This window comes from Streptomyces sp. NPDC028910 (genome assembly GCF_055564955.1).
This window is the reverse complement of record NZ_JBVHVF010000001.1, coordinates 399,848-415,475: the sequence shown is the minus strand read 5'-3', so window position 1 is coordinate 415,475 and position 15,628 is coordinate 399,848. Positions and strand designations below refer to the sequence as shown.

The 15,628-nt window shown below is 70.0% G+C and carries 13 protein-coding genes; all 13 read left to right on the top strand.

Annotation, left to right across the window (positions count from 1 at the left end; all coding sequences use genetic code 11):
• Positions 1-4: 4 nt before the first annotated feature.
• From ACZ4TV_RS01945 to nuoN, 13 genes are read left to right on the top strand one after another with little or no spacing between them, the layout of a single operon-like run.
• Positions 5-559 carry a NuoB/complex I 20 kDa subunit family protein gene (locus ACZ4TV_RS01945; RefSeq protein WP_328300246.1) on the top strand — a complete coding sequence of 185 codons (555 nt, stop codon included), beginning with the start codon at positions 5-7 and terminating at the stop codon, positions 557-559.
• The gene (locus tag ACZ4TV_RS01940) at positions 556-1,290 is read left to right on the top strand and encodes an NADH-quinone oxidoreductase subunit C (protein ID WP_468129599.1); all 735 of its coding nucleotides are present in this window, start codon (positions 556-558) and stop codon (positions 1,288-1,290) included. Before ACZ4TV_RS01945 ends, ACZ4TV_RS01940 begins: the two co-directional genes overlap by 4 nt.
• Positions 1,290-2,633 carry an NADH-quinone oxidoreductase subunit D gene (locus ACZ4TV_RS01935; RefSeq protein WP_468129597.1) on the top strand — a complete coding sequence of 448 codons (1,344 nt, stop codon included), beginning with the start codon at positions 1,290-1,292 and terminating at the stop codon, positions 2,631-2,633. Before ACZ4TV_RS01940 ends, ACZ4TV_RS01935 begins: the two co-directional genes overlap by 1 nt.
• Positions 2,630-3,421 (top strand): NADH-quinone oxidoreductase subunit NuoE, encoded by a 792-nt coding sequence (nuoE, locus tag ACZ4TV_RS01930; RefSeq protein ID WP_468129595.1) that lies wholly within the window; start codon positions 2,630-2,632, stop codon positions 3,419-3,421. Before ACZ4TV_RS01935 ends, nuoE begins: the two co-directional genes overlap by 4 nt.
• Positions 3,421-4,770, top strand: coding sequence for an NADH-quinone oxidoreductase subunit NuoF (nuoF, locus tag ACZ4TV_RS01925; RefSeq protein ID WP_468129593.1), 1,350 nt, complete (start codon positions 3,421-3,423; stop codon positions 4,768-4,770). Before nuoE ends, nuoF begins: the two co-directional genes overlap by 1 nt.
• Complete coding sequence (locus ACZ4TV_RS01920) at positions 4,767-7,274, top strand: NADH-quinone oxidoreductase subunit G (protein WP_468129591.1); 2,508 nt, start codon at positions 4,767-4,769, stop codon at positions 7,272-7,274. The genes nuoF and ACZ4TV_RS01920 overlap by 4 nt, the downstream gene beginning before the upstream one ends.
• Entirely contained in the window at positions 7,271-8,644 is a 1,374-nt protein-coding gene (nuoH, locus tag ACZ4TV_RS01915; RefSeq protein ID WP_468129589.1) for an NADH-quinone oxidoreductase subunit NuoH, read from the top strand. The genes ACZ4TV_RS01920 and nuoH overlap by 4 nt, the downstream gene beginning before the upstream one ends.
• Positions 8,645-8,647: 3 nt before the next feature.
• Complete coding sequence (gene nuoI, locus ACZ4TV_RS01910; protein WP_468129587.1) at positions 8,648-9,268, top strand: NADH-quinone oxidoreductase subunit NuoI; 621 nt, start codon at positions 8,648-8,650, stop codon at positions 9,266-9,268.
• On the top strand, positions 9,265-10,083 hold the full coding sequence (locus tag ACZ4TV_RS01905; RefSeq protein ID WP_468129585.1) for an NADH-quinone oxidoreductase subunit J: 819 nt from the start codon (positions 9,265-9,267) through the stop codon (positions 10,081-10,083). The genes nuoI and ACZ4TV_RS01905 overlap by 4 nt, the downstream gene beginning before the upstream one ends.
• Complete coding sequence (gene nuoK, locus ACZ4TV_RS01900) at positions 10,080-10,379, top strand: NADH-quinone oxidoreductase subunit NuoK (protein WP_045946785.1); 300 nt, start codon at positions 10,080-10,082, stop codon at positions 10,377-10,379. The genes ACZ4TV_RS01905 and nuoK overlap by 4 nt, the downstream gene beginning before the upstream one ends.
• 9 nt (positions 10,380-10,388) lie before the next feature.
• Positions 10,389-12,329 carry an NADH-quinone oxidoreductase subunit L gene (nuoL, locus tag ACZ4TV_RS01895; protein WP_468129583.1) on the top strand — a complete coding sequence of 647 codons (1,941 nt, stop codon included), beginning with the start codon at positions 10,389-10,391 and terminating at the stop codon, positions 12,327-12,329.
• A gap of 1 nt (position 12,330) precedes the next feature.
• Entirely contained in the window at positions 12,331-13,902 is a 1,572-nt protein-coding gene (locus ACZ4TV_RS01890; RefSeq protein ID WP_468129581.1) for an NADH-quinone oxidoreductase subunit M, read from the top strand.
• On the top strand, positions 13,899-15,554 hold the full coding sequence (gene nuoN / locus ACZ4TV_RS01885; protein ID WP_468129579.1) for an NADH-quinone oxidoreductase subunit NuoN: 1,656 nt from the start codon (positions 13,899-13,901) through the stop codon (positions 15,552-15,554). Before ACZ4TV_RS01890 ends, nuoN begins: the two co-directional genes overlap by 4 nt.
• Positions 15,555-15,628 lie beyond the last annotated feature (74 nt).

Sequence of the window (15,628 nt, the reverse complement as noted above, 5' to 3'; positions counted from 1 at the left end):
TCCCATGGGACTGGAAGAGAAGCTGCCGAGCGGCTTTCTGCTGACCACCGTCGAACAGGCCGCGGGCTGGGTGCGCAAGGCATCAGTCTTCCCCGCGACCTTCGGCCTGGCCTGCTGCGCCATCGAGATGATGACCACCGGAGCGGGCCGGTACGACCTGGCCCGCTTCGGCATGGAGGTCTTCCGCGGCTCCCCGCGCCAGGCCGATCTGATGATCGTGGCCGGACGGGTCAGCCAGAAGATGGCGCCCGTACTGCGGCAGGTGTACGACCAGATGCCCGCTCCCAAATGGGTGATCTCCATGGGGGTTTGCGCATCGTCGGGCGGAATGTTCAACAACTACGCGATCGTCCAGGGCGTCGACCACATCGTCCCGGTGGACATCTACCTGCCCGGCTGCCCGCCGCGCCCCGAGATGCTGTTGGACGCGATCCTCAAGCTCCACCAGAAGATCCAGGGCTCCAAGCTCGGCGTGAACCGGGAAGAAGCGGCCCGTGAGGCGGAGGAGGCGGCCCTCAAGGCCCTCCCCACCATCGAGATGAAGGGGCTGCTCCGGTGAGTGAGACCCGCGAACCCAACCCCGACAAGGAACTCAGCGCGCAGAACCTGCCCGGCCAGCGCGGTGACCACGGCGAGCAGATCCGCGTCCAGCGCGGCATGTTCGGCGCCAGTAACGGAGGCGACACCTCCGGCTACAGCGGGCTCGTACGCTCCGTACGCCTGCCAGGACCCGCCACCCGCCCGTACGGCTCGTACTTCGACGAGGTCGTGGACGAGCTCGAAGGCGCCCTGGAAGAGCAGGACCTGGTCCCGGAGCACGCGATCGAGAAGGTGGTCGTGGACCGCGCGGAGCTCACGCTCCACATCGCGCGCGAGCACCTCGTACGCGTCGCCCGCACCCTGCGCGACGACCCGGCCCTGCGCTTCGAGCTCTGCACCGGCGTCTCGGGAGTGCACTTCCCCGGCGACAAGGGCCGCGAGCTGCACGCCGTCTACCACCTGCGCTCGCTCACCCACGGCCGGATCCTGCGGCTGGAGGTGTCCGTCCCGGACAGCGACCCGCACGTCCCGTCGCTCGTCTCCGTCTATCCGACCAACGACTGGCACGAGCGCGAGACGTACGACTTCTTCGGCCTGATCTTCGACGGGCACCCGGCCCTCACCCGGATCATGATGCCGGACGACTGGCAGGGCTTCCCGCAGCGCAAGGACTACCCGCTCGGCGGCATCCCCATCGAGTACAAGGGCGCCCAGATCCCGGCTCCCGACCAGCGGAGGTCGTACAGCTGATGTCCACTTCGAACCACGCCTCCGCTTCGGATCCCGCCGCCGCGCGCGAGACGACCGAGGGCACCGTCTACACCGTCACCGGCGGCGACTGGGACGAGATCGTCCAGTCCGCGGCCAAGGCGGACGACGAGCGGATCGTCGTCAACATGGGCCCGCAGCACCCGTCCACGCACGGGGTGCTCCGCCTGATCCTGGAGATCGACGGCGAGACGGTCACCGAGGCCCGCTGCGGGATCGGCTACCTGCACACCGGCATCGAGAAGAACCTCGAATACCGGAACTGGACGCAGGGCACCACCTTCGTGACGCGCATGGACTACCTGACGCCGTTCTTCAACGAGACGGCGTACTGCCTCGGCGTCGAGAAGCTGCTCGGCATCACCGACAAGATCCCGGACCGCGCCACCGTCATCCGCGTGCTGCTGATGGAGCTCAACCGGATCTCCTCCCACCTGGTGGCCATCGCCACCGGCGGCATGGAGCTGGGCGCGACGACGATCATGATCTACGGCTTCCGCGACCGCGAGCTGGTCCTCGACATCTTCGAGCTGATCACCGGGCTGCGCATGAACCACGCGTTCGTCCGCCCCGGCGGCCTCGCGCAGGACCTGCCCCCGGGCACCGTCGATCAGCTGCGCGAGTTCGTCAAGACCATGAAGAGGAACCTGCCGGAGTACGACAAGCTCGCCACCGGCAACCCGATCTTCAAGGCCCGCATGCAGGACGTCGGCTACCTCGACCTCACCGGCTGCATGGCGCTCGGCGCCACCGGCCCGATCCTGCGCTCCGCCGGCCTGCCGCACGACCTGCGCAAGTCGGACCCGTACTGCGGCTACGAGACCTACGACTTCGACGTGCCGACCACCGAGACCTGCGACTCCTACGGGCGGTTCCTGATCCGCCTGGAGGAGATGCGCCAGTCGCTGCGGATCGTCGAGCAGTGCCTGGAGCGCCTGGAGCCGGGACCGGTGATGGTCGCCGACAAGAAGATCGCCTGGCCGGCGCAGCTGGCGATGGGCCCGGACGGGCTCGGCAACTCGCTCGACCACATCCGCACCATCATGGGCACCTCCATGGAGGCCCTCATCCACCACTTCAAGCTGGTGACCGAGGGCTTCCGGGTGCCGGCCGGGCAGGCGTACGCGGCCGTCGAGTCACCCAAGGGCGAGCTCGGCGTCCACGTCGTCTCCGACGGCGGAACCCGCCCCTACCGGGTCCACTTCCGCGACCCGTCCTTCACCAACCTGCAGGCCATGGCCGCGATGTGCGAGGGCGGCATGTTCGCCGACGTGATCGTCGCCGTCGCCTCCATCGACCCCGTGATGGGAGGCGTCGACCGATGACCACCAGTCCTCAGAGCCAAGGGGTCTCGCTGGGCATGCCCCAGCTGCCGGCCCCCGACTTTCCGGCGGAGGTCCGGACACGCCTCGAAGCGGACGCCAAGGACGTCATCGCCCGCTACCCCGACAGCCGCTCCGCGCTGCTGCCGCTGCTGCACCTGTGCCAGTCGCAGGAGGGCTACGTCTCCCGCACCGGCGTCCGCTTCTGCGCCGAGGTGCTGGGCCTGACCACCGCCGAGGTCACGGCCGTCGCGACCTTCTACACGATGTACCGGCGCAAGCCCTCCGGTGACTACCAGGTCGGCGTCTGCACGAACACCCTGTGCGCGGTGATGGGCGGCGACGCCATCTTCGAGGAGCTCAAGGAGCACCTCGGGGTCGGCAACAACGAGACCACCCCCGACGGCAAGGTCACGCTGGAGCACATCGAGTGCAACGCGGCCTGCGACTTCGCCCCCGTGGTGATGGTCAACTGGGAGTTCTTCGACAACCAGACCCCCGAATCCGCCAAGGCCCTGGTCGACGACCTGCTGGCCGGCCGCGAGGTCTCGCCGACCCGGGGCGCGCCGCTGTGCACGTACAAGGAGACCGCCCGGATCCTGGCCGGCTTCCCGGACGAGCGCGAGGGCGCTGTCGAGGCGACCGGCGGCGCGGGCCCCGCCTCCCTGATCGGGCTGCGCCTCGCCCGCGGCGAGTCCCCGCACACCTCGATCGTGCACCCCAGGGCCGAGGCGCGTGGCGAGACGCGTGGCGATTCGCGTGGCGACAGCACCACCGAGGGAGGGGAGTGATGACCGTGTCGACTGAACTGAGCAAGAACGGGACCAGCCCGGAGAAGCTCCTCGCCCCCGTCCTGTCGGCCTTCTGGGACGAGCCGCAGTCGTGGACGCTGGAGACCTACCGGCGCCACGAGGGGTACGAGGGCCTGCGCAAGGCGCTCGCGATGACCCCGGACGACCTCATCGCCTACGTGAAGGACTCGGGTCTGCGCGGACGCGGCGGCGCGGGCTTCCCCACCGGAATGAAGTGGCAGTTCATCCCGCAGGGCGACGGCAAGCCGCACTACCTCGTCGTGAACGCGGACGAGTCGGAGCCGGGAACCTGCAAGGACATCCCCCTCCTCTTCGCCAACCCGCACTCCCTCATCGAGGGAATGATCATCGCCTGCTACGCGATCCGCTCGCAGCACGCCTTCATCTACCTGCGCGGCGAGGTCGTGCCGGTCCTGCGACGCCTGCACGAGGCGGTGCGCGAGGCGTACGAGGCCGGATACCTCGGCAAGGACATTCTCGGCAGCGGGCTCGACCTCGAAATCACGGTGCACGCGGGGGCGGGCGCGTACATCTGCGGCGAGGAGACGGCGCTGCTCGACTCCCTCGAAGGCCGGCGCGGTCAGCCCCGGCTGCGTCCTCCCTTCCCTGCCGTCGAGGGGCTCTACGCGTGCCCCACTGTCGTCAACAACGTGGAGTCCATCGCCTCGGTTCCCGCGATCCTGAACAAGGGCAAGGACTGGTTCAAGGCGATGGGGACCGAGAAGTCCCCCGGCTTCACCCTGTACTCGCTCTCCGGGCACGTCGCCGGACCCGGCCAGTACGAGGCCCCGCTCGGCATCACCCTGCGCCAGCTCCTCGACATGAGCGGCGGCATGCGGCCCGGGCACCGGCTGAAGTTCTGGACCCCGGGCGGCTCCTCCACCCCGATGTTCACCGACGAACACCTCGACGTCCCGCTCGACTACGAGGGCGTGGGCGCCGCCGGCTCGATGCTCGGCACCAAGGCGCTCCAGTGCTTCGACGAGACGACCTGCGTGGTGCGGGCCGTGACCCGGTGGACCGAGTTCTACGCCCACGAGTCCTGCGGCAAGTGCACGCCGTGCCGCGAAGGCACGTACTGGCTGGTCCAGTTGCTCCGCGACATCGAGGCCGGCAAGGGCGTCATGTCCGACCTCGACAAGCTGAACGACATCGCTGACAACATCAACGGCAAGTCCTTCTGCGCGCTCGGTGACGGCGCGGCCAGCCCGATCTTCTCCTCGCTCAAGTACTTCCGCGAGGAGTACGAGCAGCACATCACGGGCAAGGGCTGCCCCTTCGACCCCAGGAAGTCGACCCTCTGGGCTGACACGGAGGTGAACGCATGACCGTCACCAGTAACGCTCCCGCCGGTGGCGGAGGGGCCGCCGTACCGCAGGAAGATCTGGTGTCCCTCACCATCGACGGCATCGAGCTGTCGGTCCCCAAGGGAACCCTCGTCATCCGGGCCGCCGAGCAGATCGGCATCGAGATCCCGCGGTTCTGCGACCACCCCCTCCTCTCCCCGGCCGGCGCCTGCCGCCAGTGCATCGTCGAGGTCGAGGGCCAGCGCAAGCCGATGGCCTCCTGCACCATCACCTGCACCGACGGCATGGTGGTCAAGACCCAGCTCACCTCCGACGTCGCCGACAAGGCGCAGCGCGGGGTGATGGAGCTGCTGCTCATCAACCACCCGCTGGACTGCCCGGTCTGCGACAAGGGCGGCGAGTGCCCGCTGCAGAACCAGGCCATGTCGCACGGCAACGCCGAATCGCGTTTCGAGGGCAGGAAGCGCACCTACGAGAAGCCCGTCCCGATCTCCACCCAGGTGCTGCTGGACCGCGAGCGGTGCGTGCTGTGCGCGCGCTGCACCCGCTTCTCCAACGAGATCGCCGGCGACCCGATGATCGAGCTGCTGGAGCGCGGGGCGCTCCAGCAGGTCGGCACCGGCGAGGGCGACCCCTTCGAGTCGTACTTCTCCGGCAACACCATCCAGATCTGCCCCGTCGGCGCGCTGACCTCGGCCGCGTACCGGTTCCGCGCCCGCCCGTTCGACCTCGTCTCCTCCCCGAGCGTGTGCGAGCACTGCGCGGGCGGCTGCGCGACCCGCACCGACCACCGGCGCGGCAAGGTGATGCGCCGGCTGGCCGCCGAGGACCCCGAGGTCAACGAGGAGTGGATCTGCGACAAGGGCCGCTTCGGGTTCCGCTACGCGCAGCTCCCCGACCGGCTCACCACCCCGCTGGTGCGCAGCGCCGCCGGGGTCCTGGAGCCGGCGAGCTGGCCCGAGGCCCTGGAGGCCGCGGCGAACGGGCTCGCCGCCGCGCGGGGCCGGGCCGGGGTGCTGACCGGCGGGCGGCTCACCGTGGAGGACGCGTACGCGTACGCCAAGTTCGCCCGGGTGGTGCTGGACACCAACGACATCGACTTCCGGGCCCGCGTGCACAGCGCGGAGGAGGCCGAGTTCCTGGCCGCCACCGTGGCCGGCACCGGCAAGGACCTGGACGGCAGCGGGATCACGTACACCTCGCTGGAGGCGGCGCCCGCCGTGCTGCTCGCCGGCATCGAGGCGGAGGAGGAGGCCCCCGGCGTCTTCCTGCGGCTGCGCAAGGCCCACCGCAAGCACAAGCAGCGGACCTTCGCCCTCGCCCCCTTCGCCACCCGCGGCCTGGACAAGGCGGGCGGCACCCTGCTGGCCGCCGCCCCCGGCACCGAGCCCGAGTGGCTGGACGCACTGGCCTCCCGGACCGGCCTGGAGGCCGGCGGGGCCGCCGCGGCCGACGCGCTGCGCCGGCCGGGCGCCGTCATCGTCGTCGGGGAGCGTCTCGCCGGGGTGCCCGGCGCGCTGACCGCCGCCGTACGGGCCGCCGCCGCGACCGGGGCGAAGCTGGTGTGGATCCCGCGCCGGGCCGGAGAGCGGGCCGCGGTCGAGGCGGGCGCGCTGCCGTCGCTGCTGCCCGGCGGCCGTCCGGCCACCGACCCGCGGGCCCGCGACGAGGTCGCCACCGCCTGGGGCCTGGACGAACTCCCGCACCGCTACGGGCGCGACACCGGCCAGATCGTCGAGGCCGCGGCGTCCCGGGAGCTCTCGGCCCTGCTGGTGGCGGGCGTCGAGGTCGCCGACCTGCCGGACCCGGCCCGCGCGCGGACCGCCCTCCAGGAGGCCTTCGTGGTCTCCCTGGAACTGCGCCCCAGCGAGGTCACCGCCCACGCGGACGTGGTCCTGCCGGTCGCCGCGGTGGCCGAGAAGGCGGGCGCGTTCATCAACTGGGAGGGCAGGGTCCGGCCGTTCGAGGCCGCGCTCAAGCCCGACCAGATGACCCGCCGGCTCGCCCCGGCCGACGCCCGCGTGCTGCACATGCTGGCCGACGCCGCCGACCGGCCGATCGACCTGCCCGACGTACACGCCGTACGCCGGGAGCTCGACGGGCTCGGCCCGTGGACCGGGGAGCGCGCCGCCGAGCAGGCCGCCGACACCGCGCCGCTGCCCCGCCCGGGCGTCGGCGAGGCCGTCCTCGCGGGCCACCGGCTCCTCCTCGACCAGGGCAGGCTCCAGGAGGGCGACGAGGCCCTGGCCGGCACCCGGCACGAGGCCAGTGCCCGGCTGTCAGCCGCCACGGCCGCCGAAACGGGCGTGAAGGACGGCGACGTCCTCGCGGTCACCGGCCCGGCCGGCTCCGTGGAACTCCCGCTCCGGATCACCGAGATGCCCGACCGCGTGGTCTGGCTCCCGCTGAACTCCACCGGCGCCGGCGTCCTCGCCGACGCCGGCGCCCGCCCGGGCACCCTCGTACGCATCGGACCGGCGACCCCGGCCGACGCAGGCGACACCACTGCGGAGGTGGACGCGTGAACGCGGTACACGGTGACCTCGTACAGCTCGCCGCCGAGGACCTGTCGCTCTTCGGCCGGGACGTCTGGTGGCTCGTCGTCATCAAGGCGGTGTTCTGCTTCGCCTTCCTGATGGTGACGGTGCTCTTCTCCATCGTGTGGGAGCGCAAGGTCGTCGCCTGGATGCAGCTGCGCATCGGCCCGAACCGGCACGGCCCCTGGGGCCTGCTCCAGTCGCTCGCCGACGGCGTGAAGCTGATGCTGAAGGAAGACGTCATCGTCAAGCGGGCCGACAAGGTGGTCTACGTCCTGGCCCCGGTCATCGCGGCGATCCCCGCCTTCATGGCCATCGCGGTGATCCCCTTCGGGCCCCCGGGCAACGAGGTCTCCATCTTCGGCCAGCGCACCACGATGCAGCTGACCGACCTGCCCATCGCGATGCTCTACATCCTCGCGGTGGCCTCGGTCGGCATCTACGGCATCGTGCTGGCGGGCTGGTCCTCCGGCTCCACCTACCCGCTCCTCGGCGGACTGCGCTCCTGCGCGCAGATGATCTCCTACGAGATCGCGATGGGCGCGGCCTTCGCCTCGGTCTTCCTCTACTCCGGGTCGATGTCGACCTCGGCGATCGTGGAGGCCCAGGCGGACCGCTGGTACATCATCCTGCTGCCGGTCTCCTTCATCATCTACGTTGTCACGATGGTCGGCGAGACGAACCGCGCCCCCTTCGACATGCCGGAGTCCGAGGGCGACCTGGTCGGCGGCTTCAACACCGAGTACTCGTCCATCAAGTTCGCGCTGTTCATGCTCGCCGAGTACGTCAACATGGTCACCGTCTCGGCGGTCTCGGTCACCCTCTTCCTGGGCGGCTGGCGGGCCCCGGCGCCGATCTCGACGTACTGGGAGGGCGCGAACCACGGCTGGTGGCCGATGCTCTGGTTCGTCCTCAAGGTGCAGCTGCTGCTCTTCTTCTTCATCTGGCTGCGCGGCACGCTGCCGCGCGTGCGCTACGACCAGCTGATGAAGCTCGGCTGGAAGGTGCTGATCCCGGTCTCCCTGGTCTGGCTGATGCTGGTGGCCACCGTCCGGGCGCTGCGCAACGAGGCGTACGACTTCAGCGAGATCGTCCTCTACGTGGGCGGCGCCGTCGTGGCGATCCTGCTGCTCTCCTTCGTCGCGGACCTCTTCCGCGACAAACGGGAGAAGGCCGCCGCCGAGGAGGCCGGCAAGACCGCGGCGCAGGAGCCCTTCGATCCCCTGGCGGGCGGATATCCCGTACCGCCCAAGCCCGGCCAGCACCTGGCACCCGTACCGCGCAGGCGGCCCCGCGGCGAGCGGGAGCTGATTGTCAGTGGCGGGGCGAATACTGACAGTGACCGAGAGGAGGCTTGAGAAATGTCTGACGAGAAGTGGCAGAACCCGGTTGCGGGCTTCGGCGTGACCTTCAAGGCCATGTTCAAGAAGCGCCTCACCGAGCAGTACCCGGAGCAGCAGAAGACGACCGCCCCGCGCTTCCACGGACGGCATCAGCTCAACCGGCACCCCGACGGTCTGGAGAAGTGCATCGGGTGCGAGCTGTGCGCCTGGGCCTGTCCCGCCGACGCCATCTATGTGGAGGGCGCGGACAACACCGAGGAGGAGCGCTACTCCCCGGGCGAGCGGTACGGCCGGGTCTACCAGATCAACTACGCCCGCTGCATCCTGTGCGGGCTGTGCGTCGAGGCGTGCCCGACGAGGGCGCTGACCATGACGAACGAGTTCGAACTGGCCGACGCCAGCCGCGAATCCCTCATCTACACCAAGGAGCAGCTGCTCGCCGGCCTGACCGAGGGCATGGTCGAGGCACCGCACTCGATCTTCCCCGGCGCGGACGAGCAGGACTACTACCGCGGCCTGGTGACGGGGGCCGCCCCGGGCACGGTCCGGCAGGTCCCCACCGACACGGCGGCCCCTCAGGAGGCCGCCTCCGACTCCGGTCCGAACGAGCCCGCGTCGCAGGAGGTGATCGGACGATGAGCGCTTCGCTCGCCGCGGCGGCCACCTCGCTCACCTCCACCGGTGAGGCCGTGCAGTTCTGGATCCTCGGCACCATCGCCGTCATCGGCGCACTGGCCACGATCCTCATGAAGAAGGCCGTGCACAGTGCCCTCAGCCTGGCCGGGACGATGATCATCCTGGCGGTCTTCTACCTCGCCAACGGGGCGTACTTCCTGGGCGTCGTCCAGATCATCGTCTACACCGGCGCGATCATGATGCTGTTCCTCTTCGTGGTCATGCTCGTCGGCGTCACCGCCGCCGACTCCCTGAAGGAGACCATCAAGGGCCAGCGCTGGCTGGCCGTCCTGTGCGGGCTCGGCTTCGGCGTCCTGCTGATCGCCGGCATCGGCAACGCCAGGCTCACCCACTTCAACGGGCTCGGCCGGGTCAACTCCGCCGGGCACGTCGAGGGCCTGGCGCAGCTGCTCTTCACCAAGTACGTCTTCGCCTTCGAGATCACCGGCGCGCTGCTGATCACCGCGGCCGTCGGCGCGATGGTGCTCACCCACCGCGAGCGCACCGAACGAGCCGCCACCCAGCGCGAGCTGGCCGAGCGGCGCGTACGCGAGGGCGTGCAGCTCCCGCCGCTGCCCGCGCCCGGCGTCTACGCCCGGCACAACGCGGTGGACATCGCCGGTCTGCTGCCGGACGGCACCCCGTCCGAGCTGACCGTCAACAGGACGCTGCGGGCCCGTGGTCAGATCCGGGACGTCTCCGACGAGGCGCTCGACGACCTCAAGGCGCTGGAGCAGCGGTCCTCGGAGCGCCTCGGCCGTGAGGAGGCCTCGAAGTGAATCCGGTCAACTACCTGTACCTGGCGGCCCTGCTGTTCACCATCGGTGCGGCCGGGGTGCTGATCCGCAGGAACGCGATCGTGCTGTTCATGTGCGTCGAGCTGATGCTCAACGCCTGCAACCTCGCCTTCGTCGCCTTCTCGCGGATGCACGGCAACCTCGACGGCCAGATCATCGCGTTCTTCACGATGGTCGTCGCCGCCGCGGAGGTCGTGGTCGGCCTGGCGATCATCGTGTCGCTGTTCCGTACCCGCCACTCGGCCTCGGTCGACGACGCCAGCCTGATGAAGCTGTAAGGGGTCGCTGTGGAGAACCTGATTGCGCTGCTGGTGGCAGCGCCCCTGCTCGGAGCGGCGGTGCTGCTGTGCGGCGGCCGGCGCCTCGACAAGTCCGGCCACTGGATCGGCACCGGCCTCGCGGCCGTCTCCTTCGTGATCGGCGCCGCCCTGTTCGCCGACATGCTGGGGCGCGGCGCCGAGGACCGGACCCTGCACCAGCGCCTGTTCAGCTGGGTGCCGGTGGAGGGCTTCCAGGCGGACATCGCCTTCCAGCTCGACCAGCTGTCGATGACCTTCGTCCTGCTGATCTCCGGGGTGGGCACGCTCATCCACGTGTACTCGATCGGGTACATGGAGCACGACGAGCGCCGCCGCCGCTTCTTCGGCTACCTCAACCTGTTCGTCGCGGCCATGCTGCTGCTGGTCGTCGCCGACAACTACCTGCTCCTGTACTTCGGCTGGGAGGGCGTGGGCCTCGCCTCGTACCTCCTGATCGGCTTCTGGCAGCACAAGCCCAGCGCGGCCACGGCCGCGAAGAAGGCCTTCCTGGTCAACCGGGTCGGCGACATGGGCCTGTCGATCGCGATCATGCTGATGTTCACCACCTTCGGGACCTTCGCCTTCGGGCCGGTGCTCGGCGCGGTGGACGAGACGAGCGAGGGCATGCTGACGGCGATCGGCCTGATGCTGCTGCTGGCCGCCTGTGGCAAGTCGGCCCAGGTCCCGCTGCAGTCCTGGCTCGGTGACGCGATGGAGGGCCCGACCCCGGTCTCGGCCCTGATCCACGCGGCGACGATGGTGACCGCGGGCGTGTACCTGATCGTCCGCTCGGGCGCCGTCTTCAACGGGGCGCCGGACGCCCAGCTGGCGGTCACCGTCGTGGGCGCGGTCACGCTCCTCTTCGGTGCGATCGTCGGTTGCGCGAAGGACGACATCAAGAAAGCCCTGGCGGGCTCGACGATGTCGCAGATCGGGTACATGATCCTCGCCGCGGGCCTCGGCCCGATCGGCTACGTCTTCGCGATCATGCACCTGGTGACGCACGGCTTCTTCAAGGCGGGCCTCTTCCTCGGCGCTGGTTCCGTGATGCACGGGATGAACGACGAGGTCGACATGCGCAAGTACGGCGGGCTGCGCACGTACATGCCGGTCACCTTCGTCACCTTCGGACTCGGGTACCTGGCCATCATCGGCTTCCCGGGCCTGTCCGGCTTCTTCTCCAAGGACCTGATCATCGAGGCCGCCTTCGCCAAGGGCGGCACGCAGGGCTGGATCCTCGGCGCGGTGGCCCTGCTGGGCGCGGGCATCACCGCCTTCTACATGACCCGCGTGATGATCCTGACCTTCTTCGGCGAGAAGCGCTGGCAGCCCGCCCCGGACCCGGACACGACGCCCGGCGTGGAGCCCGGCATCGAGGTCCACCCCGGGGAGATGCCGCACCCGCACGAGTCCCCGAGGTCCATGACCATCCCGATGATCGTGCTGGCCTTCGGGTCGGTGTTCGCCGGCGGCCTCTTCGGTGCCGGCGACCGCTTCCTGAAGTGGCTGGAGCCCGTCACCGGGTACGCGCACGGCCACCCGCCGGTCAGCGCCATGACGGTGACCCTGTCCACCGTGGTGGTCCTGGTCGTCGGCGTCGGCATCGCCTGGGCGATGTACGGCCGCAGGCCCGTCCCGGTCGTCGCCCCGCGCGGCTCGCTCCTCACCCGGGCGGCCCGACGGGACCTCCTCCAGGACGACTTCAACCACGTCGTGCTGGTGCGCGGCGGGGAGCACCTGACCCGCTCGCTCGTGTACGTGGACCACAGCCTGGTCGACGGCGTGGTCAACGGGACGGCCGCCTCGGTGGGCGGGCTCTCGGGCCGGCTGCGCAAGCTGCAGAACGGCTACGCCCGCAGCTACGCGGTCTCGATGTTCGGGGGCACGGCGATCCTCATCGCCGCGACCCTGCTGATGAGGGCGGTGTGAGATGAGTTTCCCGCTTCTGACGGTGACGGCCGCGGTCCCCGCGGTCGGCGCGATCCTGACGGCGGCCGTCCCGGCCGCCCGCAGGACCGCCGCCAAATGGCTCGCCCTGCTCTTCTCGCTGGCGACCCTGGTCCTGGCCGTGCTCGTCGCGATCCGCTTCGAGCCCGGCGGCGAGCGCTACCAGCTCACCGAGTCCCACGCGTGGATCACCGACTTCGGCGTCCGCTACGAACTGGGCGTGGACGGCATCGCGGTGGCGCTCATCGCGCTCACCGCGCTGCTGATCCCCTTCGTGATCGGGGCCGGCTGGCACGACGCCGACCCCCTGGAGACCAAGTCCTCCCGCTGGCGGCCGACACAGGGCTTCTTCGCCCTGATCCTGCTGGTCGAGGCGATGGTGATCATCTCCTTCGAGGCCACCGACGTCTTCGTCTTCTACATCTTCTTCGAAGCCATGCTCATCCCGATGTACTTCCTCATCGGCGGCTTCGGGGACCGGGCTCACTCCGGCTCCGACGAGAACGCGGCCGCGCAGCGCTCGTACGCGGCGGTCAAGTTCCTCCTCTACAACCTGGCCGGCGGCCTGATCATGCTGGCCGCCGTCATCGGGCTGTACGTGGTCGCCGGGAACTTCTCGCTCCAGGAGATCGCCGCCGCCCGCGCCGCGGGCACGCTCGACATGGCGACCAACACCGAGCGGCTGCTGTTCCTCGGCTTCTTCTTCGCCTTCGCGGTGAAGGCCCCGCTGTGGCCGCTGCACACCTGGCTGCCGAACGCGATGGGCGAGGCCACCGCCCCGGTCGCCGTACTGATCACCGCGGTCGTCGACAAGGTCGGCACCTTCGCGATGCTCCGCTTCTGCCTCGGTCTCTTCCCCGAGGCCAGCAAGTGGGCCACGCCGGTGATCCTGGTCCTGGCCCTGATCAGCATCGTCTACGGCGCGCTGGTCGCGGTCGGACAGCGCGACATCAAGCGACTAATCGCCTACGCCTCCATCTCGCACTTCGGGTTCATCATCCTGGGCATCTTCGCGATGACCTCCCAGGGACAGTCCGGCGCGACGCTCTACATGGTCAACCACGGGATCTCGACGGCGGCGCTGATGCTGGTGGCCGGCTTCCTGATCTCGCGGCGCGGCTCGCGGCTCATCGCCGACTACGGCGGCGTCCAGAAGGTGGCCCCGGTCCTGGCGGGCACCTTCCTGGTCGGCGGCCTCGCCACCCTCTCGCTGCCGGGGCTCGCGCCCTTCGTCAGTGAGTTCCTGGTCCTGGTCGGCACCTTCGCCCGGTACCCGGTCGTCGGCATCATCGCCACCATCGGCATCGTGCTGGCCGCGCTCTACACGCTGGTGCTCTACCAGCGCACGATGACCGGCCCGGTGAAGGAGGAGGTCCGCACCATGCCGGACCTGCGCCTGCGGGAGGTGCTGGTGGTCGCCCCGCTGATCGCGTTGCTGATCGGGCTGGGCGTGTACCCGAAGGTGCTGACCGACATCGTCAACCCGGCGGTGAAGCACACCATGTCGGACGTGAAGCAGACCGACCCCGCACCTGAAGTGGAGGCGGCGAAGTGAGCACACTGACTTCCGCCCACAGCCTGTGGACGCTGGCGGCACAGGCGCCGGTCGACCGGATCCAGCCACCGACCATCGAGTACGCGCAGCTCGCGCCCACGCTGATCGTGGTGGGCGCGGCGGTCCTCGGGATCCTCGTCGAGGCCCTCGTGCCCCGCAAGGCCCGTTACTACGTGCAGGTGTTCCTCGCGCTCGCCGCGCTGGCCTCGGCCTTCGCGGCGGTCGTCGGCCTCGCGGCAGGCGGGTACGGGTCCACCAAGGCCGGCGTCGCCGCGATGGGCGCCATCGCCGTGGACGGCCCGGCGCTCTTCCTGCAGGGCACCATCCTGCTGGCCTCGATCGTCGCGATCTTCACCTTCGCCGAGCGGCGCCTGGACCCCGCCGCGCACGGAAACCGGGTGGACTCCTTCGCCGCGCAGGCGGCCTCCGTACCGGGCAGCGAGAGCGAGAAGGCCGCGGTCAAGGCGGGCTTCAGCACCACCGAGGTCTTCCCGCTGGCACTGTTCGCGATCGCCGGGATGCTGATCTTCCCGGCGGCCAATGACCTGCTGATGCTGTTCATCGCCCTGGAGGTGTTCTCCCTCCCGCTGTACCTGCTCTGCGCCCTCGCCCGCCGCCAGCGGCTGATGTCGCAGGAGGCCGCGGTGAAGTACTTCCTGCTGGGTGCCTTCTCCTCCGCCTTCCTCCTTTTCGGCATCGCGCTGCTCTACGGGTACGCGGGCTCGGTCTCGTACGCGGCGATCGCCGACGTGGTCGACGGCACGGTCGCGAGGATCGACCCGGCGCTGGCCTCCACCATGGGCAATGACGCGCTGCTGCTGATCGGCGGCGCGCTGATCCTGATGGGCCTGCTCTTCAAGGTCGGCGCGGTCCCCTTCCACATGTGGACCCCGGACGTCTACCAGGGCGCCCCGACCCCGGTCACCGGCTTCATGGCGGCGGCGACGAAGGTGGCCGCCTTCGGCGCCCTGCTCCGTCTCCTCTACGTGGTCCTGCCGGGGCTGCGGTGGGACTGGCGGCCGGTGATGTGGGCGGTGGCCATCGTCACGATGCTGGCGGGCGCGGTGATCGCCGTGACCCAGACGGACGTCAAGCGGCTCCTGGCGTACTCCTCGATCGCGCACGCGGGCTTCATCCTGGCCGGTGTGATCGCGACCTCGGCGGAGGGCGTCAAGTCCGTCCTCTTCTACCTGGGCGCGTACTCCTTCGTGACGATCGGCGCCTTCGCGGTGGTCACGCTGGTGCGCGACGCGGGTGGCGAGGCGACGCACCTGTCCAAGTGGGCGGGGCTGGGCCGTCGTTCGCCGCTGACGGCGGCCGTCTTCGCGGTGTTCCTGCTGGCCTTCGCCGGCATCCCGCTCACGTCGGGCTTCACCGGCAAGTTCGCGGTGTTCAAGGCGGCGGCGGAGGGCGGCGCGGGAGCGCTGGTCGTGGTCGGTGTCATCTCGTCCGCGATCGCCGCGTTCTTCTACATCCGGGTGATCGTCCTGATGTTCTTCAGCGAGCCGAAGGCCGACGGCCCGACGGTGGCGGTTCCCTCGCCGCTGACGATGACCACCATCGCGGTGGGCGTCGCGGTCACCCTGGTCCTGGGCCTCGCCCCGCAGTACTTCCTGGACCTGGCGGGGCAGGCGAGTACGTTCGTCCGCTGATCCGGTCCGCTGATCCGGTCCGCTGATCCGGTCCGCTGATCCGGTCGGCTCATGGCGAAGGGCTCGTCCCCCTC